Raw genomic sequence first — 21,341 nt, forward strand, 5'->3', positions numbered from 1 at the left:
TGCCGGATCGCGAGACAATCCTCCGGATATGCTCAACAGAGGCAGGAGGACGGCCCAGCCATGAAACACTGGGGCCGCCCCTGGCTTTCGCCTTTAGTTAATCGCGCCGAGCGGCATCCAGAGGCAGGAGGCCGCACCCGCCGCCTTGACGCAGACGAGGCCGTCGTCGATCGACAGGTCCTCCATTGTGACCTTCGTATCTTTCTTGAGCGCCGTGCACTCACCGCTCGCGGCCTTTTCCTTGGTAAAGCGATCGAGTCCGGCCTTGTCTCCATCGGAGAGAAGCTTGAAGGCCTGAACGGCAGTCGCCTTCGACTGGCAGGCGGTGGCGGGCATCCAGACGGTCTCGGCCTGGGCCGAGGTGGCAATGACGAGGAGGGCAAAAGCCGGGAGAATTGATTTCATCGGAATAACTCACTTCCAGAGGTTTGAAATGCGATAGCATAACTCTCTTAACCGATTCTCACCCGGTGGCGAGTGGGGATAAGGACCTGAGCCCGATCCCGTTGCCGCAGGAATTGGGAATTCCTCTCGCGATTTCTGGCGATTTCCGCCATATACGGCCCATGAGCGCCCTCGCGAACCGCCGTTTTCTGAAGATGAACGGTCTCGGCAATGAGATCACCGTGCTGGACCTGCGCGGCACGCCGCTGCGTGTGAGCGCCGCGGAAGCGCGCGCCATCGCCGCCGATCCGCGCTCGCGCTTCGACCAGCTGATGGTGCTGCACGATCCCGTCACGCCCGGCACCGACGCCTATATGCGCATCTACAACACCGACGGCTCGGAATCCGGGGCCTGCGGCAACGGCACCCGCTGTGTCGCCTGGGCGATGACGGCGGACTCTGAAATGCGAGGGACTAAGACCGGCGGGCTGATGCTCGAGACCAAGGCCGGGCTGTTGCCTGTCGAACAGGTGTCCGAGACCGTGTTCACCGTCGATATGGGCGCGCCGCGTTTTGCCTGGAACGAGATTCCTTTGCGCGATCCGCAACCGGACACGCGCGAAATCGATATCGTCACGCGCCTGCCCGATGCGCCCGAACTGCAAAAGCCCTCGGCCGTCAGCATGGGCAATCCGCACGTCATCTTCTTCGTGAAGGATGCGGCGGCCTATGATCTGCCGCGCATCGGCCCGATCCTCGAACATGATGCCATGCTGCCGGAGCGGGCCAATATCTCGCTCGCCCAGGTGCTCAAGCCGGATCACATCCTGCTGCACGTGTGGGAGCGCGGCGCAGGACAGACGCGCGCCTGCGGCTCCGCCGCCTGCGCCACGCTTGTCGCGGCCTCCCGCAAGGGTCTGACCGGCCGCAAGGCCACAATCTCGCTGCCCGGCGGCGATCTTTTGATCGAATGGCGCGAGAGTGACGGCCACGTGCTTATGACCGGGCCGACGGAACTGGAGCACGAGGGCACCTTTTCGCCTGCCCTCTTTGCCGGCGCGGCCTGATGACGGTCGAGCTCGTCACCTTCGGCTGCCGTCTCAACATCGTCGAATCCGAGACGATGCGGCGTCATGCGGAAGAGGCGGGGTTGGGCGATGTCGTCATCGTCAACACCTGCGCGGTGACGGCGGAAGCGACACGGCAGGCACGCCAATCCATCCGCCGCATCGCGCGGGAAAAGCCGGACGCCCGCATCGTCGTCACCGGCTGCGCCGCGCAGGTGGACCCCAAAACCTTCGCGGCCATGCCGGAAGTGGCGCAGGTTCTCGGCAACGACGAGAAGATGAGGGCCGCGACCTGGTCGGGCCTGCGGGATTTCGGCACCGAAAAAATCCGCGTCAACGACATCATGGCGGTGAAGGAAACCGCGACGCATCTGTTGGACGGATTGCGCGGCCACACGCGCGCTTTCGTGCAGGTGCAGAACGGCTGCGACCACCGCTGCACCTTCTGCATCATCCCGTTCGGACGCGGCAATTCGCGCTCGGTTCCTATGGGGGCGGTGGTGGAGCAGGTGCGCACGCTTGTTGAACACGGCGCGCGCGAGGTGGTGCTGACCGGCGTCGATATCACGAGCTACGGCGCGGATCTTCCCGGCGCGCCGAAGCTCGGCGCGCTAGTCAAAAGCCTGTTACGCCACATTCCCGAACTCGAACGCCTGCGCATCTCATCCATCGATTCCGTCGAGGCCGATTACGACCTTTTGGACGCCATCGGCAACGACAATCGCCTCATGCCGCATCTGCATCTCTCGCTGCAGGCGGGGGACGACATGATCTTGAAGCGCATGAAGCGCCGTCACTTGCGCGAAGACGCCATCCGCTTCTGCGACGAGGTGAAAAAGCTTCGCCCGGACATGGTGTTCGGGGCCGACATCATAGCGGGCTTTCCAACCGAGACGGAGGAGATGTTTTCTCGCTCCCTCGACATCGTGGAGGAATGCGGCCTGACGCATCTCCACGTCTTCCCCTTCTCCCCGCGCCCCGACACCCCCGCCGCCCGCATGCCGCAGGTGGCTCGCGAGGTGGTGAAGGAGCGCGCGAAGCGCCTGCGTGAGCGTGGCGAGGCGGCGTTGCTGAATCACTTGCAAAACGAAGTCGGCCAGCGCCGTCAGGTGCTGACCGAGCGCGGCAATGTGGGCCGTACGGAAGGTTTTACGCTGGTGCGCTTTTCATCACCCGTCGAGGCAGGTGAAATCCGCCCAGTGATTATTGCCGGGCATGACGGGCGGGATTTGGTGGCGGCTTAACTTTAAGCGCCCTGTTCACCCAAGCGGATCGATGCCGCAGGCTTGAACCTGCTCCCGCATATGCTCCGGCACCGGCGCCTGCACCGTGATCGGCGCTTTTTTCGGATAAAGCGGAACCGTCACGCTGCGGGCGTGCAGATGCAGGCCGGGGCCGCCGAAGCGCGGAGCGGTGCCGTAGATCGGGTCGCCCAAAATCGGGAAGCCGGAAGCGGCGCAATGGACGCGAAGCTGGTGCGTGCGGCCGGTGATGGGGCGCAGTTCGAGCAGGGCCAGGCCTTCAGACCGCCCCAAAACCCGCCACTTCGTCAACGAAGGTTGTCCTTTCGGATCGGCCTTCATCCACCAGCCGCGATCCGGCGATTTAGGAGCGAGGGCCAAGTCGATCTCCCCCTCCCCGCTCTCCGGCCCGCCCTCGACGACGGCCCAATAGACCTTGTCGATCTCGTTTCGCTTGAACAACTCGTTCAACCGCGCGATGGCTTTGGCGTGGCGGCCGAGGATGAGACAGCCGGAGGTTTCCTTGTCGAGCCTGTGTGCGGCTTCCGGCCGCCGGGGCAGGCCGAAGCGTAAGCCATCAAGGTGGTGGGTCAGGGTTTCCCCGCCCTTGGGGCCGGGATGGACGGGCAAACCGGCAGGCTTGTCGATCACGAGCATCAGGGCATCGCGATAGAGCACCTTCGATACTATCTCTTCCGCATTCATGACGCCTCGGCTATCGAGGCTCACCCACCAATGCAAGAGGCATGACGAGACCCATGGCCGAGACGAAGCCTGACAAGCCCGGATTCCTGTCCCGCCTCTTCGGACGCCAGGCGGAGCCTGCGAAGGAAGCTGCGCCGGAAACGGAGACGCTTCCGTTCGCCAATGCGGCGGACGAGCTTGTCGCCGTCCCGCCGACGGTCGCGTCGGAATCTCCCGATCTGGCACCCTACCAAAAGCTCCCCGAGGAGCTGGCGGGAGCGGACCTGCAGCCGGTCGAGACCACGCCGCCGGCCGAGCCGCGCGGCTGGTGGCAGCGTCTGACCCACGGCATGCGCCGCACCTCCTCGTCGCTGTCGGAGAGCGTCACGAACCTATTCACCAAGCGCAAGCTCGACGCGGCGACGCTGGAGGACCTCGAGGATGCGCTCGTCCAGGCGGACCTTGGCGTCCAGACCGCCATGCAAATCACCAAGGCGATCTCGGCCGGCCGCTATGACAAGGAAATCGCTCCGGACGAGGTGAAGGCCATTCTGGCGAGCGAAGTGGAAAAGACTCTCGCACCTGTCGCCGTGCCGCTGACCCTCGACCGCAGCAAAAAGCCGTTCGTCATCCTGATGATCGGGGTGAACGGGGCGGGCAAGACCACCACCATCGGCAAGCTCGCCCAAAAATTCCGCCATCAGGGCCTCACCGTCATGCTCGCGGCGGGCGACACCTTCCGCGCCGCCGCTATCGAGCAGCTTAAAGTCTGGGGCGAGCGCGTTGGCGCGCCGGTTCTGGCCCGGGAGCAGGGAGCGGATGCAGCGGGCCTCGCCTTCGATGCCTTGCAGCAGGCGAAGGCCAACGGCTCCGACGTGCTTCTCATCGACACCGCAGGCCGGTTGCAGAACAAGGCCGGGCTGATGTCGGAGCTGGAAAAGATCGTCCGCGTCATCAAGAAGTTCGACGACACCGCGCCCCATGCCACGCTTCTCGTGCTCGACGCCACGGTCGGCCAGAACGCCATGAGCCAGGTCGAGCTGTTTCAGAAAGCCGCAGGCGTCACTGGCCTCGTCATGACCAAGCTCGACGGCACCGCGCGCGGCGGCATTCTGGTGGCGCTCGCCGCAAAATTCGGCCTGCCCGTCCATTTCATCGGCGTCGGCGAGGGCGTCGAGGATCTGGAGCCCTTCGACGCCAGGGATTTCGCCCGCGCCATTGTCGGGTTAGAAGAGACGGTATGACGGATCAAAAGCGCCTCCCTCCCCTTCTCAAGCTTGCGCTCGAACTCGGGCCGCTGGCCCTGTTTTTCTTCGCCAATGCTTATGCGGACAAGTTCGGCTATGCGGACAACCAGCGCATTTATGCCGCAACTACCCTGTTCATCGGGGCGACGCTCGCGGCGTTGGCGATCAACTACGCGCTGATCCGCAAATTGCCGATCATGCCGATGGTATCGGGTGTGGTCGTCGTGGTGTTCGGCGGGCTGACGCTCGCGTTGCAGAACGACCTGTTCATCAAGCTCAAGCCCACCATCGTGAACACGCTGTTCGGCGTGTTGCTTCTCGGGGGCCTCTATTTCCGCAAGCCCCTGCTGCAAATCGTGCTCGACAGCGTGTTTGAGCTGACGGACGAGGGGTGGAACAAGCTCACCGTACGCTGGGCGCTGTTCTTCTTCGCGCTGGCGGTGCTGAACGAGATCGTCTGGCGCACGCAGACGACCGATTTCTGGGTTAGCTTCAAGGTTTTCGGCATCATGCCGCTGACCATCGTCTTCGCCATCGCGCAAACGCCGCTTTTGATGCGTTATGAGGCGAAGAAGGCGGAACAGGCTTAGAGCATTTTCCGGCGAAGTGGATACCGGTTCGCCGAAAGGAAATGCGGCAGAACAAAGAGATAGGGAGCAAGATCCGATCCCGTCAGATCGGATCTTGCTCTAAACCGGTTTCATCAGCACGAGCGTGCGGGTCACACCCGGCAGCGGCTCGTGCTCGATCGCGGTCCAGAGCCCTTCCTCACCCGCAGCACACACCGCCTCTTGCGATGCCAGAAGATCGCAATGCGCCGTCTTCGTCGCCTGCTCGATGCGCGAGGCGATGTTGACCGTCTCTCCCAGCACGGTGAATTCGAGCCGGTCCTCGTCGCCCACCACGCCGCAGAAAACCTCGCCCGTGTGGATACCGATGCCGATGCGCAGCGGCGGATTGAACGCGCGTTTCGCGTTCCAGCGCTCGATGAGATCGAGCAAGGTCCGGCCGCAGGCGAGCGCGCGGGCGGTGTCGTCCTCTCCCGCATTCGGCACGCCGAAGAGAATGAGCGCGCCATCGCCGATGAACTTGTCGATGACGCCGCCATGCTGGGCGGCGGCACGCATGACGCGGCGGCGGAAGGAGGACATGAAAATCGCGAGACGCGCCGGGTCCATGCCTTCGCCCAGCGCCGAGGAAGCACGGATATCGACGAAGAGAAGCGTCACCGGCATGCGCCGCCCGTCGCGCAAGGAAGCGAAGGCCTGCTGCGAAAGGATGGGCGCGAGTTCACGCGGCACATAGCGCGTGAGATTGGCGCGCAACGTCGTCTCGCGCACCGCGCGCTCGAGCATGAGGCGGCCCTGGCGCGCGACGAGGATCAGGATCAATCCGGCGGCGAACACCATCACCACGCGGAGTACGTTGGCCTGCCAGCCGAACTGGCCAGAAAAGTCGCCGAGGTCTTGCTGCCTCTCGGACAGATTCAGGAAGCGGCTGCCCCATGCCAGGATGCCGAGACCGGTGACATAGAGCACGGCCACATAGGCCTGAAGGCGCGGGCTGTAGTGGATCGCCGCCGCTGCCATGGTGATCGGAATGACCCAGATGCCGGGATAGACCGCGAAAAGCCCACCCGGCATGTTCAGCACGAAATGGCTGTAGCCGAGATTGCCGAAGATGAGCACAGCATCGAGCGTCGCCGTTGCGCCCGGCAGCCATGTCACCGCGACGCGGTGGGAGGCAGCCCAAGCTCCGGCCAAACCCACTGCGCCAAGAAGCGTCAGCGTCGTCTCCGCCGCGCGGATCTGATGCACGGCCAGCTCATCGCTCATGGGAACGCCGTCGGTCGCCAGCAGCACGGCGATGAGCAAAATTCCGGCGACCACAACCCGCGCCACCCCGGCGCGGCGCAAGGCGGCCACGTCGGCCTCTCGGATGAGGCGCTGCGTCGTGTCGCTTAAATTGGGCGTGGTCCTCAACGTGAGGAACCGGGTCCAGATTGCGGAGAAGGGGTGGCGAAGAAACACGGGCTTTCAATCGCTTTGCGGGTTATGAGGAGCACGTCTCGACCGGCGAATGGGGCTCGACTCGATCCGACAAGGCCATGTCACTCGATTTCGGCAGAACCGTGCCCATGACAGGAATAAAGTTCGATGACCGATCAGCCTCACGCTATTGAGATATACGTGGATGCCGATGCCTGCCCTGTCAAAGCGGAAATCTACCGTGTGGCGGAACGGCACGCCTTAAAAGTCTTCGTCGTCGCCAACAGCTTCATCGCCGTGCCGCAGACGCTCCTCGTGGAGCGCGTGGTGGTGAGCGCGAGCTTCGACGCAGCGGATGACTGGATCGCAGAGCGCGCAAGGCGCGGCAGCATCGTCATCACGGCCGATATTCCGCTGGCCGACCGCAGCCTGAAGGCAGGGGCCGACGTCATCGGCCCGACCGGAAAGCCTTTTACGCAAGCCTCCATCGGCATGGCGATGGCGACTCGCGCTCTCATGGAAGACCTGCGCGCCATGGGCGAGGTCAGCGGCGGGCCCAAACCCTTTTCGGCCAAGGATCGTTCGGCGTTTCTGTCGGCCCTCGACCTTGCGGTCGTGCGGCTCAAGCGGGCGGGATTTCCTTCAGCCGCGCCTTGAACGCGGGCAGCGTCTCCGGGGTCAGCGGCCCGATATGCTTGTGGCGGATGACGCCGTCCGGACCGACGATAAAGGTTTCCGGCACGCCATAGACGCCCCAATCGATGGAGACGCGGCCGTTGGAATCGGTGCCGACGGCGGCAAACGGATTGCCGAGCGCGCCGAGGAAACGGCGGGCGTTGTCCGGATTGTCCTTCTGGTTGATGCCGACCAGCCGGACTGAAGGGTCCTTCGCCAGTTCGACCAGAAGCGGATGTTCCTGGCGGCAGGGTGCGCACCAGGAGGCCCAGACATTCACCACCGTCACCCGACCCTTCAGGTCCTCATTCGAGAACCCGGGCACAGGCTTGCCGTCGGCCGTCAGGCCCTCCAGCGCCGGGAGCGCGAAGGCCGGAGCGGGCTTACCGATGAGCGCCGACGGAATGCGCGACGGATCGCCGCCACCAAGGCGGAAGACAAAAAGAGCCGCCAATCCGACAAAGACGGCGACCGGCAGCAGGAAAAGAAGACGGCTGCGGGGTTTTGCTACCGCCTCAGCCACGGCGCGATCTCCGGCTCACGCCGCGCGCTTCGAGCGCCGCAAGCGCGCGGGCCTGCGCGCGATGATCGAGGACGGCGCGCACAACCAGCCCGCCGATCACCAAAGCGGTCACGGCATAGGCGAAGGCGATGAAGAAACCATGGGTCATCAGGCGGCCCGTGCGTCGAGGCGCTCGGCCTCAAGGATGGTCAGCGTCCGCACGCGGCGGCGCAGGATTTCCGTGCGCATTCCCGCAAGATGCAGCGCCACGCCCACGAGGGTGAAAGCCACGGCGATGACGAGAAGCGGAATGAGCATGGAGGAATGAATGGTCGGCCCGCCGAGGCGGAACACGGAAGCCGGCTGGTGCAGGGTGTTCCACCAGTCGACGGAGAACTTGACGATGGGCACGTTGACCGCGCCCACAAGGGTGAGGATTGACACTGCCCTTCCGGCTCGGTTCGGCTCCTCGATGGCGTTCCACAGGGCCAGAATGCCGAGATAGATCAGCAGCATCACAAGCATCGAGGTGAGCCGTGCATCCCATTGCCAATAGGTGCCCCACATGGGTTTGCCCCAGAGCGAACCGGTGACGAGGCAGATGAGCGTGAAAGCCGCACCAATCGGCGCCGCCGCCTTTTGCGACACGTCGGCGAGCGGGTGCCGCCAGACCAGGGTCCCGAGCGCCGACAGCGCCATCGTGGAATAGAAGAATAGCGACAACCACGCGGCCGGCACGTGGATGTACATGATCTTGACCGTCTCGCCCTGCTGGTAATCGGCGGGTGCGACGAACCAGACCTGATAGAGCCCGATGGCCAGAAGAAGAACCGCCACGCCGGACACCCACGGCAGCAACGCGCCGGCCAGGCTCATGAAACGGGTCGGGTTCGCAAGATCGCGGATCATGGCCCCGGTGTAGCGGCCCGGCGCGCGACCTGCAACGAGAGGATTGCCGCAATTGCGAGGTTGTGATCGGCACGAAAACGATTCTCGCGCCTTTAATCGGCCATGCCCTGCAGGCTATATCTTTCGTATCATTGTTGCGGAGACGACATGCGCGCCCTCTCTCTGAGCCTTTTCGCCCTCACCGCCTGCGCCGAGCCGGCGCTGGCGCAGGACATCTCGCTCCGGCTGCCTGTCGCCTGCGAAATGGGGCGAACCTGCTTCATCCAGCACTATGTGGACAGCGACCCCTCTCCCAGTGTCAGCGATTATCGCTGCGGGTCGATGACCTATGACGGGCATGACGGCACCGACATCCGTGTGCCGACGATGGCCGCGCAAAAAGCGGGCGTGAACGTGATCGCCGCCGCCGACGGCACGGTGCTGCGAACCCGCGACGGGGTGGCCGACATTTCCGTCAACGAACGCGGAAAAGCGAGCGTCGAGAACACCGAGTGCGGCAACGGAGCCGTCATCGACCACGGCCAGGGGTGGGAAACGCAATATTGCCACATGGCGAAAGGCAGCATCGCTGTGAAGCCGGGCGACACCATCAAGGCGGGCGACATAATCGGGCGGGTCGGCCTCTCGGGGATGACCGAGTTTCCGCATCTGCATTTCACGGTAAGAAAAGACGGCAAGGTCGCGGACCCGTTCGCCTACAAGGCGCCGGAAAAATCCTGCGGCGGCGGCACCTCGCTTTGGCAGACCTCCTTACGCGGACAGCTGGCGTATGAAGCGGGCACCGTCATCAACAAGGGCTTTGCCCCCGGCCCGGTGACCATGGAGGGAATCGAATCCGGCGCGGCGGAGCGGGACACGCCGACCACCCGTTCGCCTGCCCTCGTCACTTTCGTGCGCGCCATCGGCCTGAAAAGCGGTGACGAGCAGGTGCTGACCCTGTTCGATCCCGACGGCAAACCGATCGCCCAGAACAAGGCCCCGCCGCTTGACCGCAACAAGGCGCAGATCATGTCCTTTACCGGCATCAAGCAACCGGAAGGCGGCTTCCGCCCCGGCCTCTACCGCGCGGTTTACCGCGTGGTGCGAGACGGCAAACCCGCCATCGAGCAAGCGTTTGGGGTTGCGTTGCGGCCTTGATCGCGCGCTAGAATTTTCTGGTGCCCTTTATTGCACGCGCGAACTCAACTGTCGCGCTCGCAACGGCTATGAATTTGCGGGCGAGTTCCAGGAACGAGAAGAGATCGTTGAGAGACATTTCATCCTCGAAAAGGAAACATTTCCAAGAATGAACCAGGTCCAGGCACGTTAAGCGCGCAGTCTCAATTTATACATTTCTTCCGCATCTCTTATGCAAAGCGGCAATTTTTGTACGCATGGACGGCACCAAAACCGATTGCACAGAGGCAAACGCAAAGCCGCGCTTAATTTTTTCCGGAACTGAAGTCGAGATTCAGCTGAGCATAGTGCGCGCCACGAGCTTCATCACTCCCCCGCCCTCAGCGCTGCCGCCGCGCCAAACGTCCCGATCACTGCAGCGATCAGCGACAGAGCGGCCAAGATCAGAAACGGCGTTTCAAACGGCACGGTACCGCCCACCGCCGCATTGGCCGCCGCGACGCCGAAGATGAGCGTCGGGATCATGAAGGGCAGGACCAGAATCGCCAGGATCAATCCGCCCCGTCGCAGCGAGGCGGTCAGCGCCGCGCCGATGGCCCCGATAAAGGTGAGCGCGGGCGTTCCGACCAGAAGCGTCACCACCATCGCCAACATCGCCTCCGGCGACAGCGCGACCAGCAAGCCGAAGAAAGGTGCGGCGAGCGCCAGGGGCAAACCCGTCGTCAGCCAATGGGCCAAAACCTTGGCGAGCACCACAATTTCCATCGGCACCGGTGCGAGGCGCAGCAGGTCAAGGGAGCCGTCCTCCTCATCCGCTTGAAACAGCCGGTCGAGGCCGATCAGGGTGGCGAGCAGAGCCGCGATCCAGAGGATCGCCGGGCCGATGCGCGACAGGAGGTTGAGATCGGGCCCGAGCGCGAAGGGAATGAGGGTGACGATGGCGAGGAAGAAGACGAGCCCCATCATGCCAGAGCCGCCAACGCGAGCGGCGAGCTTGAGGTCGCGGATCAGGAGAGCGCGGAAGGAACGCATCAGGCCCCCTCTCCCGCAAGGCTGGCAACCTCCCGCTCGATGCGAATCTCCTTCGCGTCCTTGAGGCCTAGCGGCGCATGAGTCGTCGCCACCACGATGCCGCCGTCAGTGCGGTGCCGCTCCATCAGGCCCAGAAGCATGTCCTGCGAGGCGGTATCGAGCGCCGAAGTCGGCTCATCCAAGAGCCAGAGTGGACGGCGCGCCACGAGAAGCCGCGCCAGCGCGATCCGGCGGCGTTGCCCGGCTGAGAGATAGGCAACCGGCAGGTGGGCGGCATGGAGAAGGCCCACGGCATCGAGCGCCGCGTGAACCGGCAAAGCCGGATCGCCGAGAAAATCGCGGGCGAAGGAAAGGTTTTCCTCGGCGGTCAGAGCAGCCTTCAGGGCGTCCCGGTGGCCGATAGAGTGGAGGCACTCCGGAAGACTGCGCTCGCCGGCTTCGGACAGACGAATCGCCCCGTACGCCGGCCGTAAGCGTCCGGCCAGGATGTCGAGAAGCGAGGATTTTCCTGCCCCGTTGCGACCCCGGACCACGAGGGCATCGCCGGGTGCCAGCGCGAACGACAGCCCCGTGAAGATGCGGCGCTCTCCCCGGTCACAGGCCAAATTCTGAACATCCAGACGCAAACGCGAAACCTTGCCTTCAATCCACCCCAGAATGGTTCTAATCCGTGTAGCGGGGTCCTGGGAAATGATCTATATCACCCTCGGCTGCGCCGCGCGCCAAGGCGTCCAATCCGTCTCGCGCGCTTCTCCCCTGTCCGGGCGCCCCCGGAGCGGCGCGCGCATATCGCGCTTTCGGCCGAACAAAACGTTCGTAACCCAAATGCACGCGAGGATTCGCCGTGACGCTCTCAAACAGCTTTAATGCTCGCCAGACCCTCAAAGTCGGCGACAAGACCTACACCTATTACTCGCTCCCTGAGGCCGAGAAAAACGGCCTTACCGGTGTCTCGAAGCTGCCCTTCTCCATGAAGGTGCTGCTTGAAAATCTGTTGCGCTTCGAGGACGGCCGCACGGTCACTAAGACCGACATCGAGGCGGTTGCCGCCTGGCTCGTGAACAAGGGCAAGGACGAGAAGGAAATCGCCTATCGCCCCGCCCGCGTGCTGATGCAGGACTTCACCGGCGTGCCCGCCGTGGTGGACCTCGCCGCCATGCGCGACGCCATGAAGAACCTCGGCGGCGATCCGGAAAAGATCAACCCGCTCGTTCCGGTCGACCTCGTCATCGACCACTCGGTCATCGTCGACGAGTTCGGCACACCCAAGGCCTTCGACCGCAACGTCGAACTGGAATATCAGCGCAACGGCGAGCGCTACCGCTTCCTCAAGTGGGGCCAGTCGGCGTTTGAAAACTTCTCCGTCGTGCCCCCCGGCACCGGCATCTGCCACCAGGTGAACCTGGAGTTCCTCTCCCAGACCATCTGGACCCGTAAAGAAAATGACGGCACCGAAGTCGCTTATCCGGATACCCTCGTCGGCACCGACTCGCACACCACGATGGTCAACGGCCTTGCCGTCCTCGGCTGGGGCGTCGGCGGCATCGAAGCGGAAGCCGCCATGCTCGGCCAGCCGGTCTCCATGCTGATCCCGGAAGTCGTGGGCTTCAAGCTCACCGGCAAGCTGAAGGAAGGCGTCACCGCCACCGACCTCGTGCTCACCGTCACGCAAATGCTGCGCAAGAAGGGCGTGGTCGGCAAGTTCGTCGAATTCTTCGGCCCCGGCCTCAACGACATGACGGTGGCCGACCGCGCCACCATCGGCAACATGGCTCCCGAATACGGCGCGACCTGCGGCTTCTTCCCCATCGATACCCGCACCATCGACTTCCTGAAGACCACCAGCCGCAAGGCTGACCGCGTCGCGCTCGTCGAGGCTTACGCCAAGGCGCAGGGCATGTGGCGCACCCCCGACATGGCCGACCCGGTCTTCACCGACACGCTCGAGCTCAACCTCGGGGACGTGGTGCCCTCGCTCGCGGGCCCGAAGCGTCCGCAGGATCGCGTGGTCCTCGACAACGCGAAGCCCGAATTCGAGGCCGCGATGGAGAAGGAGTTCCGCAAGGCCGCCGAGATCGGCAAGCGCGTGAAGGTCGAAGGCGCGAATTTCGACCTCGGCCACGGCGACGTGGTGATCGCGGCGATCACCTCCTGCACCAACACCTCGAACCCGAGCGTGATGATCGGCGCAGGCCTTCTGGCTCGCAACGCCGTCGCGAAGGGCCTGAAGTCGAAGCCGTGGGTCAAGACTTCGCTCGCGCCCGGATCGCAGGTCGTCGAAGAGTACTTCGCCAAGGCCGGCCTGCAGAAGGACCTCGACGCGCTCGGCTTCAACCTCGTCGGCTTCGGCTGCACGACCTGCATCGGCAATTCGGGCCCGCTGCCGGAGAACGTCTCGAAGGCGATCAACGACAACGATCTCGTGGCCGCGTCGGTGCTCTCGGGCAACCGCAACTTCGAGGGCCGCGTGAACCCGGACGTGCGCGCGAACTACCTTGCCTCGCCTCCGCTGGTGGTGGCCTACGCCCTTGCCGGTTCGCTTCTCGTCGACCTGACGAAGGAACCGCTGGGAACGGGCTCGGACGGCAAGCCGGTGTATCTGAAGGACATCTGGCCGTCGTCCGCTGAAGTGCAGGAGTTCATCGACCGCACGGTCACGAACGAGCTGTTCAAGACCCGCTACGCGGACGTGTTCTCGGGTGATGCCAACTGGAAGAAGGTGACGGTGAAGCCGGGCCAGACCTTCGAATGGGACATGGGCTCCACTTACGTGCAGAACCCGCCCTATTTCGAAGGCATGACCAAGGAGCCGAAGCCGGTCACGGACATCGTGAACGCGCGCATCCTCGGCCTCTTCCTCGACTCGATCACCACCGACCACATCTCGCCCGCGGGCAACATCCGCGCAAGTTCCCCGGCCGGTGAATATCTCCAGTCGCACCAGGTCCGCGTCGCCGACTTCAACCAGTACGGCACCCGTCGCGGCAACCACCAAGTCATGATGCGCGGCACCTTCGCCAACATCCGCATCAAGAACCAGGTGGTGAAGGATGACGCTGGCCAAGTGGTGGAAGGCGGCTACGCCATTCACCAGCCCTCCGGCGAGCGCATGTGGATCTACGATGCCGCCATGCGCTACCAGAAGGAAGGCGTGCCGCTGGTCGTTCTCGCCGGCAAGGAATACGGCACCGGCTCGTCCCGCGACTGGGCGGCCAAGGGCACGAACTTGCTTGGCGTGCGCGCGGTGATCGCCGAGAGCTTCGAGCGCATTCACCGCTCCAACCTCGTCGGCATGGGCGTGGTGCCCTTTGTGTTCGAGGGCGACACCTCTTGGGCTTCGCTCGGCCTGAAGGGCGACGAGCAGGTCACCATCAAGGGCCTCGCCGGCGACCTCAAGCCGCGTCAGCGCATGGAAGCCGAAATCACCTCCGCCGACGGCTCGGTGAAGAAGGTCCCGTTGATCTGCCGCATCGATACGCTCGACGAGCTAGAATACTTCCGCAACGGCGGCATTCTGCAATACGTCCTGCGTCAGCTGGCGGCGTAAAAGCGTACGCCTGAAAAAAGCCCGCCCCTCGGAGACGAGGGGCGGGCTTTTTTATTCGGAGGGCACAAAATCGGCGGTGGTCGCTTGGGGAGCTTGACCGACCTGCCCCCTGCAACCGTGCTGTCCTGTCGTCCGAGTCTCCCGCGCGCGTCTCTTGCCACAATGCCGGAGACGAATGTGGGTCCGTGACGAGCATTCCCAAACGCGCCGAAGCGCAGCAACAAAAAACCCCGGCAGTCGCCTGCCGGGGCTCTGGTTCTGCGATTTCTCGCGGCTTAGATGAAGAACAGCTCCTTATAGGTGAAGTTCTTCAGGTACTTATTGTTGGTGAAGGTCGCGATGGCGACGGCAGCCTTCGCGCCGCTGCCATCCGCGTCGTAGTACAGGACGCGCTTCGCCGAGTCGTAGACGAAGTAGTCGTCGGCGTCCTTCGCCTTGTCACCGACCGTGAAGAACTTGCTGGCGAGCTTGGCAGGCTTCACCTCGGTTCCCTTCTTGATCATGGCGTAAAGAGCCTTGTTCGACTTGAAGAGGCTATTTTCCAACCAGATCGAGTCGTCCTTGACGTTATAGTCCTTGATCGTGTCCTTGTTCGTCTTCGCGTTGAGCTTGGTGTCGAACACGAACACGTCCTTACCGATGCCACCGGTTAGCACGTCGTTGCCGAGACCGCCCCAAAGGGTGTCGTTGCCGGCACCGCCGCCCAGGGTGTCTTTGCCCGCACCACCCTTGAACACGTCGTTGTCGCTGCTGCCGGCGGTACGCTCGGGGCTCCAGTCAATCACGTTGATCGTCAGCGTCTGATTGACGATGGCCCCGTGACTATCCTTCACCTGCACGACGAGCGTGTGCGACCTCGCCTGCTCGAAATCGAGCTTGAAGCCGTTCTTCACCCGCAGTTCCCGGCCGACGATCTCAAAACGCTCGTCGGTCAAGGAGTAAGACACGGTGTCGCCGGGGTTCGAGTCCGCTGCGTTCAGCGTTGCCACAGTCGTTCCGTTCGCGGTGAGCTCTTGAACGCTGATCACGATCGGGCCGGTGTAAGCGGGAACCGAGTTTCCTGCGACGGAGTCCACATGGACATTCGTGTTGCTGACGCCCGTGGGATGGCTGCTGTCCGTGACGGTAATGGTGAAATCTGTCGTCTCGATGGAGCCGGCCGCAGCATTGATCCTGTCGGTTGGATCGAACTTCAACGCCTTGATCGCAGCCGTCACTTCGGTGTCGGAACCCACGACCGTGTAGGTGCCGCTGATGATGAAGTTGCCGTCCTTGTCGATCAGTTTGCCCTTCGCTGTATCGAACGCGACCGCCAGGGTCAGCTGATCCTTCTCCTTATCGGTGATCGTGATGCCGGAGAACGGATTCACCGTCGCGGTATCGGCAACCGTCCTGATGACCGGAGCCGCGGCCCCGGCGATCACGGGCGCCTCGTTCGCGGCCGTCTTGTCGAGAACCGTCGAGGTCACGTTGACAGTCCCATTTTCGGCCGGCGCGGCGTGGCTGGCATCCGTCACGCTGATCTTGAAAACTGTGTTGACTGTGGACTCGCTCGCCGCGTCTGGATGGTCCGTAGGATCGAACTTCAACACGTTCTGCAGGAAGTCGTTCAGAGTATCCTTTTTGCCCTTGAAGGTATAGGACTTGGTACCGAGTGCGGTGCCGCTGGAGAGCTTCGTGACACCCGTCGGGAGGGTGGTGGGCAGAACCAGATCACCTTCGGCATCTGCGAAGGTGATTGTGACTGTAAGGTCGTCGTTCTCGGCGTCGCCAAGCGTCACGCCGGCGAAAGCCAGGACGGGTGTGCCGGTATCCGTCGTTGCGGTCGAAGCCTTCGCGGCATCGACGACAAGCGTCGGCGCCGCGTTGGTCGGGGTCTTGTCCTTGATCGTCGTCACCACGTTCACAGCGTTGTTGTGGGACATCGCCGTGTGGGTCGCGTCCTTCACGGTGAAGCTGAACCCCGTCGTGAACGAGCCCGAGTTGGCCGCCGAATCCGTCGGGTTGAACGTCACATTGTCGAAGAACGTATTCAGCGCACCAGCCTTGCCCACGAACTCGTAGCTGCGGGCTCCCGACATGACGCCTTTGTTGGTCACGATCACGCCCGCGCCCGTGAGGTTCGCCAGCACGCCCTCGGCATCCGCGAACGACAACGTCACCGTGATGTCGTCGTTGTCCGCGTCGGCCAGCGTCACACCTCCGAACGGCTTCACCGCCGAACCGTTGTCATCCGCCGGAATGTTCGTCGAACCCGTGACCGAGAACGTCGGTGCCGTGTTGGAGGCCACACCGACCGTAAAGGTGTAGTCCTTGGCGTAGGACAACCACGAGGTGCTCGCATCATAGGTCACGATCGAGAGCGTCTTACTGCCCGCCGTCGTCACGGCACCATTCGTCGTCACGACGCCCGTGTCGGCATTGATCGTGTAGATGCCGTCTCGCAGAGTACCGTTGGTGAACTTGTACTTGTTGTTGCGGAATTCCGTGTTCGTGTCCTCATCGACCGCCGCCGCCGTGACGACCCTCACGCCAGCGCCGTCACCGACCTTGATGCCGCTGCCGCCCGTGAAGGTGATATCCGTCGCGGCCTCGTTCACATCCGTGAGGGTGATCGTCAACGTCTTCGTCGCCGGAAGGCCGCCTGCGTCCGTAACCGTGACAACGACGTCATACGACTGCTTCAGCTCATAGTTGAGAACCGCGTCGGTCTTCACGCTGATCTGACCGGTCGTGACATCAATCGTGAAGTAGGCGTTGTCCGCGATGGCGTAGCTAGGCCCACTGACGCCACCATCGTCATCCGCCGTCACCGTCGCGATGACGCCGCCCATATTCTCCTGAATCGAAATAGTGTCCGTACCCGACGACGTGAACCGAATGTTTGTGGGGGCCGTGTTGGGGGGTTCGACCACGATGTCGTTCAGGTATACGTTGAAATTCGCCTGATGAATCGTTGTAGTGCCAGCCCCGTCATAGAGGCTGACAGAAATTCCGCGGTGAACGCAGGCGCCATCCCCGTAGAACGCAGCATCTTCGAAGTCGAAGTTTTTCTTGCCGCCTGTCAGAAGATCTCCGCCATCGTCTTTGACGACGAGATAGAGGCGCATCACATCCGATGCGTCCGTGACCCACTGCAGCGCATAGCGACCATCTATGTCATTGTCGATGACCGCACGCGGCCCCGCGGGTCCCCAAGCTGTGGTTTCCCACCCCGTCAACTCGGCGACAATTGTTCCGTTGGTAATGTTCTCGTTGATTGCAACCGCGTTCGGTTCGCCCGGGACGGTGTCGGCGCCAATGCCCGATTGCGGCGACGGTTTAACGATAAGAACAAAATCACCCATAGCAGTTTCTTTGATAAGAGATAACGTTACGTTTAGCTTTACACGGAGCTCCCGGGTGAGGACAGCCCCGTTTTTCGTCAGATGATGAAGAACATCGTGTGGTCGAGATGTGGGTGCTCCAAGTCTGTCAGTGGCAGCTGGTTGAGAATTGCGAACATACGAGGAGCTGTAGAGCCTGTACCGTCCGGGGCATAGGCCATTTTACCGGTGGCGCGATCATACAGGATTCTTTGTTTGTCCGTCGTAGCCTTGCCGTAGCCGAACGCCTCGGCAGAAAGCTGCATAGGTATTCCCGCCGGATCTACCACCGCAAGCCGCATCCGGAGGTGCCGCATGGGGCCTGATCGGCATGGCTCTCCTCGATCGCAAGCCCGCCGGTGCGACAGGCGAAAGATAGGGCCAAATGCGTGAAGGTGCGCTCGGCGGTGGACCCTACCAATCGGCGCTCTCCGCCTTTGCGTCATTTTGCCAGCTGCGCGCCGCGAGACCTTCTGTTTCAATGGTTACGCTTCGGTATGCGAAGCGTCTCGCCGTTTTTCCGGAAGGACCTTTTGAACCCGCCATGAGCGATCTTCTTGTCAGCATTCGCCACGCCAAGGCCGACGATGCTCAAGGGCTGGCCAAGGTCTTTGAGGCGGCGTGGCGTGAGGCCTATCAGGGGGTCATTCCGGGCGTTGCCCTCGAAAAGATGCTGGTTCGGCGTAGCCCGCGCTGGTGGCGCTCGACCCTGGCGCGCAGCCGCCCGCTGGCGGTGCTGGATATCGGCCAGGGGATTGCCGGCTATGCGTCCTATGGCCGGTGCCGCGACCGGGCTTCGCCCGCCGCCGGCGAGATCGACGAGCTTTATCTGCTGCCCGAATATCAGGGCCTCGGCTTCGGCCGCCGCCTGTTCAGGGCCGTGTGCAACGACCTGCGCGCACAGGAGATGACCCCGGTCATGCTGTGGGCGCTCGCCGACAACACCCGCGCCTGTGCGTTCTATGAAGGCCTCGGCGGGCGCGTCGCCGGACGGGTCGAAGAGCGCATCGGCGGCGTGAAGCTGACCAAGGTGGCGTATCTTTTCCCATAAGTGTCGCCAGGCGCACGATCTTTCTCGCCCAGCCGTTGCCTCGCCGGCAGATGATGGGTTAGGGAAACCGCGACCTTTTTCCCCTCTCCCGGAGATGACGTTTATGCGCATTGATGCGATCGCGATTGGAAAGAACCCGCCGGACGACGTGAACGTCGTCATCGAAGTGCCGATCGGCGGCGAGCCCATCAAGTACGAGATGGACAAGGATGCCGGCACCCTCTTCGTCGACCGCTTCCTCTACACCGCCATGCGTTATCCGGGGAACTACGGCTTCATCCCGCACACCCTCTCCGGCGACGGCGACCCCTGCGACGTGCTGATCGCCAACACTCGCGCCATCATTCCGGGTGCGGCCATGAGCGTGCGTCCCGTCGGCGTGCTGGTGATGGAAGACAATGCGGGCGAGGATGAAAAGATCATCGCCGTGCCGTCCGCGCACCTCACCCAGCGCTACGACCGCGTGAAGAGCTACAAGGACCTACCCGAGATCACACTCAAGCAGATCGAGCACTTCTTCCAGCACTACAAGGATCTGGAGCCCGGCAAGTGGGTCAAGATCATCCGTTGGGGCGACGCCGACGAGGCCAAGCGCCTGATCCTGGAAGGCATCGAGCGGGCGAAGAAGAACAAGGGCTGAGGGCCCATCTTCCTCCATCTGAGAAATGGCCGGGCACCGCCCCGGCCATTTTTTATGCGCGGTCGGACTTTGCGAAACTTGCAGGATTCACGACGAGCCAGGCGGCACGAAGAAGCAGATGATGGCTCTCGTCGTCGGTTCCTCGCAAAGATGGAACTTTCGATCCGGCGACAGTCGCGCCGCTCCTCGGGCAGCGATCCGCCCATCCCAGAGGTGCCAGCCGTCAGGAGCCTCCCGAACGGTCTCACCCTTCTCCTCCGAGAGCGCACGGCAATCATGGTCGTTGCAGCACCAGGGAGGATACCAATCGTGAGCGCCGGTCGCCGAGATTCCGGAGAGCCACGCTCCGGCCGTCAACACGACGAAGGCCATTCGAGCCCCTCGGGGACGCGGATCGCGCATCGCATGGCCTGCCATGGATCTTTTCTCCTCGCCCGGAACGGCACCGATCCAGGGCTCGGAGGATAAGATTAGATCCCTTAGCCGGAAGGTCCACTTCGTCTGAAGCAGGACCCCTCCGCAGCAGTCCTAAAGCGCTTCGCCCTTTAACAGGCGCGGCGTGTCGCGATCCGTCAGGCCCGCCGCCTCGCGGATGAAGAAGCGTTTTAGGCCCGGCATGCGGTCGACGAGGCCGAGGCCGAGGTCGCGGATCAGGCGCACCGGCAACAGATCATTGGAGAAAAGCCGATTGAGTCCGTCCGTCATCAGTCCCATGGCGGTGATGTCGGCGCGGCGCGTGCGCTCGTAGCCCTCCAGCACATCCGCCGTGCCAGGGTCGAGCCCCAACCGCAGCGCATCGGCGATGGTTTCGGCCAAAGCTGCCGCATCCTGCAGGCCGAGATTGAGACCCTGCCCGGCGATAGGATGGATGACATGGGCCGCATCGCCCAGAAGCGCGAGGCGCTCACCGACGAAGGAGCGCGCGACACCGAAGGAAAGCGGGAAAGCCTGCGGCTTCGTCTCGAACGCAATCTTGCCGAGTTGCAGCCCAAAGCGTTTTTCCAGTTCGACCAGAAGGTCCTCGGGATCGGATTCAAGCAGAGCCGGCACGTTTTTGGTCTTTTCGCTCCACACGATCGAGGAGCGGTGCTTCACCGAGCCGTCGGGCTGCGTCTCAGGCTTGAGCGGCAGAATGGCGAAGGGGCCGGAGGGCAAAAAGTGCTCGACCGCCCTGCCCTCGTGATCGCGCTCATGGAGAATGGTCGCGACGATGCCCGACTGGTGATAGGGCCAGGAAATCCAGCCGATGCCAGCTTGTTCGCGCAGACGCGAGCGCGCGCCGTCGGCGGCAACGAGAAGCGAGGCGTCGATGCTTTCGCCGCCACTGAAAGTGACAGTGACGCGCGCCGGATCGGCGGCAAATTTCGTGACGCCCTCGGAGCGGAGGCTGACGCCCGCAGTCTTGCTGGCTTCGATCAGGGCGGCGGTCAGATCGCCCGCCGTCACCATATGCGCAAAGGGCTCGCCCTCGGCGACTTCGCCTTCGAAGGTCAAAAAGGTCGGGCGCACGGGATCGTTGAGGGAGCTGTCGGTGATCACCATGTCGAGGATCGGCTGCGCCTTGTCGGCGACCGCGTCCCAGACGCCGAGCGTCTCCAGCATCCGACGGGCCGCGGCGGCGATGGCATAGGCGCGCTTGTCGCCATGCGGATCGCGCTTGAGCGCCGGGTCCGCCATGACGACGTCGACACCGTCAGCCAGGGCGTCCTTGAGGGCGAGCGACAGGGACAAACCCGCCAAGCCGCCGCCAGCAACGACGACGCGGGGGACGTTTGCGGTCATGGCTCTCTCCTTCGAGCTTCGGCAACGGGTGTTTATCATCGCAACAACGACGTCAAGCGTAAGTGGGGCGGGGGAAAAATTCCTGCCAGAAACAGGGGGCAGATTGTTATG

21 protein-coding genes are annotated in these 21,341 nt (G+C 63.2%); 9 read left to right on the top strand and 12 right to left on the bottom strand.

Going from position 1 to position 21,341, the window contains the following annotated elements; genetic code table 11:
• Nucleotides 1-93: 93 nt before the first annotated feature.
• Nucleotides 94-405, bottom strand: a complete 312-nt coding sequence (locus tag HB375_RS02460; RefSeq protein ID WP_167671358.1) for a hypothetical protein — start codon at nt 403-405, stop codon at nt 94-96.
• 161 nt (nt 406-566) lie between these two features.
• On the opposite strand from HB375_RS02460, the gene dapF reads away from it, so the two are divergent.
• Both dapF and mtaB read left to right on the top strand, forming a co-directional pair.
• Nucleotides 567-1,451, top strand: coding sequence for a diaminopimelate epimerase (gene dapF, locus HB375_RS02465; protein WP_167671359.1), 885 nt, complete (start codon nt 567-569; stop codon nt 1,449-1,451).
• The gene (gene mtaB, locus HB375_RS02470) at nt 1,451-2,695 is read left to right on the top strand and encodes a tRNA (N(6)-L-threonylcarbamoyladenosine(37)-C(2))-methylthiotransferase MtaB (protein WP_167671360.1); all 1,245 of its coding nucleotides are present in this window, start codon (nt 1,451-1,453) and stop codon (nt 2,693-2,695) included. Before dapF ends, mtaB begins: the two co-directional genes overlap by 1 nt.
• 15 nt (nt 2,696-2,710) lie before the next feature.
• On the opposite strand, the gene HB375_RS02475 is transcribed toward mtaB, so the two are convergent.
• Entirely contained in the window at nt 2,711-3,397 is a 687-nt protein-coding gene (locus HB375_RS02475; RefSeq protein WP_167671727.1) for an RluA family pseudouridine synthase, read from the bottom strand.
• Nucleotides 3,398-3,450: 53 nt separating this feature from the next.
• Between HB375_RS02475 and ftsY the strand changes: the two genes are divergently transcribed.
• Both ftsY and HB375_RS02485 read left to right on the top strand, forming a co-directional pair.
• Nucleotides 3,451-4,620, top strand: coding sequence for a signal recognition particle-docking protein FtsY (ftsY, locus tag HB375_RS02480; RefSeq protein ID WP_167671728.1), 1,170 nt, complete (start codon nt 3,451-3,453; stop codon nt 4,618-4,620).
• Entirely contained in the window at nt 4,617-5,213 is a 597-nt protein-coding gene (locus HB375_RS02485; RefSeq protein WP_167671361.1) for a septation protein A, read from the top strand. The genes ftsY and HB375_RS02485 overlap by 4 nt, the downstream gene beginning before the upstream one ends.
• A 99-nt stretch (nt 5,214-5,312) precedes the next feature.
• Here the strand turns inward: HB375_RS02485 and HB375_RS18465 are convergent, their stop codons facing one another.
• Complete coding sequence (locus HB375_RS18465; protein ID WP_167671362.1) at nt 5,313-6,653, bottom strand: adenylate/guanylate cyclase domain-containing protein; 1,341 nt, start codon at nt 6,651-6,653, stop codon at nt 5,313-5,315.
• A 126-nt stretch (nt 6,654-6,779) separates the two neighbouring features.
• Here HB375_RS18465 and HB375_RS02495 point away from each other — a divergent pair, with 126 nt between their 5' ends.
• Nucleotides 6,780-7,268 carry a YaiI/YqxD family protein gene (locus HB375_RS02495; RefSeq protein WP_167671363.1) on the top strand — a complete coding sequence of 163 codons (489 nt, stop codon included), beginning with the start codon at nt 6,780-6,782 and terminating at the stop codon, nt 7,266-7,268.
• Here the strand turns inward: HB375_RS02495 and HB375_RS02500 are convergent.
• The 3 genes from HB375_RS02500 to HB375_RS02510 are packed head-to-tail and all read right to left on the bottom strand — an operon-like array spanning nt 7,234 to nt 8,697.
• Nucleotides 7,234-7,809: a DsbE family thiol:disulfide interchange protein gene (locus HB375_RS02500; protein ID WP_167671364.1), complete on the bottom strand. Its 576-nt coding sequence runs from the start codon at nt 7,807-7,809 to the stop codon at nt 7,234-7,236. The two genes, HB375_RS02495 and HB375_RS02500, sit on opposite strands and share 35 nt — an antisense overlap.
• On the bottom strand, nt 7,802-7,957 hold the full coding sequence (gene ccmD / locus HB375_RS02505; protein WP_167671365.1) for a heme exporter protein CcmD: 156 nt from the start codon (nt 7,955-7,957) through the stop codon (nt 7,802-7,804). The genes HB375_RS02500 and ccmD overlap by 8 nt, the downstream gene beginning before the upstream one ends.
• The gene (locus HB375_RS02510; protein WP_167671366.1) at nt 7,957-8,697 is read right to left on the bottom strand and encodes a heme ABC transporter permease; all 741 of its coding nucleotides are present in this window, start codon (nt 8,695-8,697) and stop codon (nt 7,957-7,959) included. The genes ccmD and HB375_RS02510 overlap by 1 nt, the downstream gene beginning before the upstream one ends.
• A gap of 147 nt (nt 8,698-8,844) precedes the next feature.
• On the opposite strand from HB375_RS02510, the gene HB375_RS02515 reads away from it, so the two are divergent.
• Nucleotides 8,845-9,834 (top strand): M23 family metallopeptidase, encoded by a 990-nt coding sequence (locus HB375_RS02515; protein ID WP_167671367.1) that lies wholly within the window; start codon nt 8,845-8,847, stop codon nt 9,832-9,834.
• 345 nt (nt 9,835-10,179) lie between these two features.
• Here the strand turns inward: HB375_RS02515 and ccmB are convergent, their stop codons facing one another.
• Together ccmB and ccmA are read right to left on the bottom strand one after the other, a co-directional pair.
• Nucleotides 10,180-10,845, bottom strand: a complete 666-nt coding sequence (gene ccmB / locus HB375_RS02520) for a heme exporter protein CcmB (protein ID WP_205800014.1) — start codon at nt 10,843-10,845, stop codon at nt 10,180-10,182.
• On the bottom strand, nt 10,845-11,471 hold the full coding sequence (gene ccmA, locus HB375_RS02525; RefSeq protein WP_167671368.1) for a heme ABC exporter ATP-binding protein CcmA: 627 nt from the start codon (nt 11,469-11,471) through the stop codon (nt 10,845-10,847). The genes ccmB and ccmA overlap by 1 nt, the downstream gene beginning before the upstream one ends.
• 218 nt (nt 11,472-11,689) lie before the next feature.
• On the opposite strand from ccmA, the gene acnA reads away from it, so the two are divergent.
• Nucleotides 11,690-14,392 (top strand): aconitate hydratase AcnA, encoded by a 2,703-nt coding sequence (gene acnA / locus HB375_RS02530; RefSeq protein WP_167671369.1) that lies wholly within the window; start codon nt 11,690-11,692, stop codon nt 14,390-14,392.
• A 275-nt stretch (nt 14,393-14,667) separates the two neighbouring features.
• On the opposite strand, the gene HB375_RS18340 is transcribed toward acnA, so the two are convergent.
• Nucleotides 14,668-17,739, bottom strand: coding sequence for a cadherin domain-containing protein (locus HB375_RS18340; protein WP_167671370.1), 3,072 nt, complete (start codon nt 17,737-17,739; stop codon nt 14,668-14,670).
• A 77-nt stretch (nt 17,740-17,816) separates the two neighbouring features.
• A complete protein-coding gene (locus HB375_RS02540) occupies nt 17,817-18,023 on the bottom strand; it encodes a hypothetical protein (protein WP_167671371.1) in 207 nt (68 codons plus the stop codon).
• Between the two features lie 278 nt (nt 18,024-18,301).
• On the opposite strand from HB375_RS02540, the gene HB375_RS02545 reads away from it, so the two are divergent.
• Both HB375_RS02545 and ppa read left to right on the top strand, forming a co-directional pair.
• The gene (locus HB375_RS02545) at nt 18,302-18,808 is read left to right on the top strand and encodes a GNAT family N-acetyltransferase (protein WP_167671372.1); all 507 of its coding nucleotides are present in this window, start codon (nt 18,302-18,304) and stop codon (nt 18,806-18,808) included.
• 103 nt (nt 18,809-18,911) lie between these two features.
• Nucleotides 18,912-19,448 (top strand): inorganic diphosphatase, encoded by a 537-nt coding sequence (gene ppa / locus HB375_RS02550; protein ID WP_167671373.1) that lies wholly within the window; start codon nt 18,912-18,914, stop codon nt 19,446-19,448.
• An 87-nt stretch (nt 19,449-19,535) separates the two neighbouring features.
• Here ppa and HB375_RS02555 read toward each other — a convergent pair whose 3' ends face one another.
• Nucleotides 19,536-19,865 carry a hypothetical protein gene (locus HB375_RS02555; protein ID WP_167671374.1) on the bottom strand — a complete coding sequence of 110 codons (330 nt, stop codon included), beginning with the start codon at nt 19,863-19,865 and terminating at the stop codon, nt 19,536-19,538.
• Between the two features lie 111 nt (nt 19,866-19,976).
• Nucleotides 19,977-21,230 carry a ubiquinone biosynthesis hydroxylase gene (locus tag HB375_RS02560; RefSeq protein ID WP_167671375.1) on the bottom strand — a complete coding sequence of 418 codons (1,254 nt, stop codon included), beginning with the start codon at nt 21,228-21,230 and terminating at the stop codon, nt 19,977-19,979.
• Nucleotides 21,231-21,341 lie beyond the last annotated feature (111 nt).

This window comes from Microvirga terricola (assembly GCF_011777495.1).
Classification (GTDB): Bacteria; Pseudomonadota; Alphaproteobacteria; order Rhizobiales; family Beijerinckiaceae; genus Microvirga; species Microvirga terricola.

What these genes read in the sequence shown, in the direction of transcription:
- ppa (WP_167671373.1), top strand. Translation starts at nt 18,912, where the DNA reads ATGCGCATTGATGCGATCGCGATTGGAAAGAACCCGCCGGACGACGTG.
- dapF (WP_167671359.1), top strand. Translation starts at nt 567, where the DNA reads ATGAGCGCCCTCGCGAACCGCCGTTTTCTGAAGATGAACGGTCTCGGC.
- HB375_RS02545 (WP_167671372.1), top strand. Translation starts at nt 18,302, where the DNA reads ATGAGCGATCTTCTTGTCAGCATTCGCCACGCCAAGGCCGACGATGCT.
- HB375_RS02555 (WP_167671374.1), bottom strand. Translation starts at nt 19,865, where the DNA reads ATGGCAGGCCATGCGATGCGCGATCCGCGTCCCCGAGGGGCTCGAATG.
- HB375_RS02460 (WP_167671358.1), bottom strand. Translation starts at nt 405, where the DNA reads ATGAAATCAATTCTCCCGGCTTTTGCCCTCCTCGTCATTGCCACCTCG.
- ccmB (WP_205800014.1), bottom strand. Translation starts at nt 10,845, where the DNA reads ATGCGTTCCTTCCGCGCTCTCCTGATCCGCGACCTCAAGCTCGCCGCT.
- HB375_RS02495 (WP_167671363.1), top strand. Translation starts at nt 6,780, where the DNA reads ATGACCGATCAGCCTCACGCTATTGAGATATACGTGGATGCCGATGCC.
- HB375_RS02540 (WP_167671371.1), bottom strand. Translation starts at nt 18,023, where the DNA reads ATGCAGCTTTCTGCCGAGGCGTTCGGCTACGGCAAGGCTACGACGGAC.
- HB375_RS02560 (WP_167671375.1), bottom strand. Translation starts at nt 21,230, where the DNA reads ATGACCGCAAACGTCCCCCGCGTCGTCGTTGCTGGCGGCGGCTTGGCG.
- HB375_RS02475 (WP_167671727.1), bottom strand. Translation starts at nt 3,397, where the DNA reads ATGAATGCGGAAGAGATAGTATCGAAGGTGCTCTATCGCGATGCCCTG.
- ftsY (WP_167671728.1), top strand. Translation starts at nt 3,451, where the DNA reads ATGGCCGAGACGAAGCCTGACAAGCCCGGATTCCTGTCCCGCCTCTTC.
- HB375_RS18340 (WP_167671370.1), bottom strand. Translation starts at nt 17,739, where the DNA reads ATGGGTGATTTTGTTCTTATCGTTAAACCGTCGCCGCAATCGGGCATT.
- HB375_RS02510 (WP_167671366.1), bottom strand. Translation starts at nt 8,697, where the DNA reads ATGATCCGCGATCTTGCGAACCCGACCCGTTTCATGAGCCTGGCCGGC.
- HB375_RS02515 (WP_167671367.1), top strand. Translation starts at nt 8,845, where the DNA reads ATGCGCGCCCTCTCTCTGAGCCTTTTCGCCCTCACCGCCTGCGCCGAG.
- ccmD (WP_167671365.1), bottom strand. Translation starts at nt 7,957, where the DNA reads ATGACCCATGGTTTCTTCATCGCCTTCGCCTATGCCGTGACCGCTTTG.
- mtaB (WP_167671360.1), top strand. Translation starts at nt 1,451, where the DNA reads ATGACGGTCGAGCTCGTCACCTTCGGCTGCCGTCTCAACATCGTCGAA.
- HB375_RS02485 (WP_167671361.1), top strand. Translation starts at nt 4,617, where the DNA reads ATGACGGATCAAAAGCGCCTCCCTCCCCTTCTCAAGCTTGCGCTCGAA.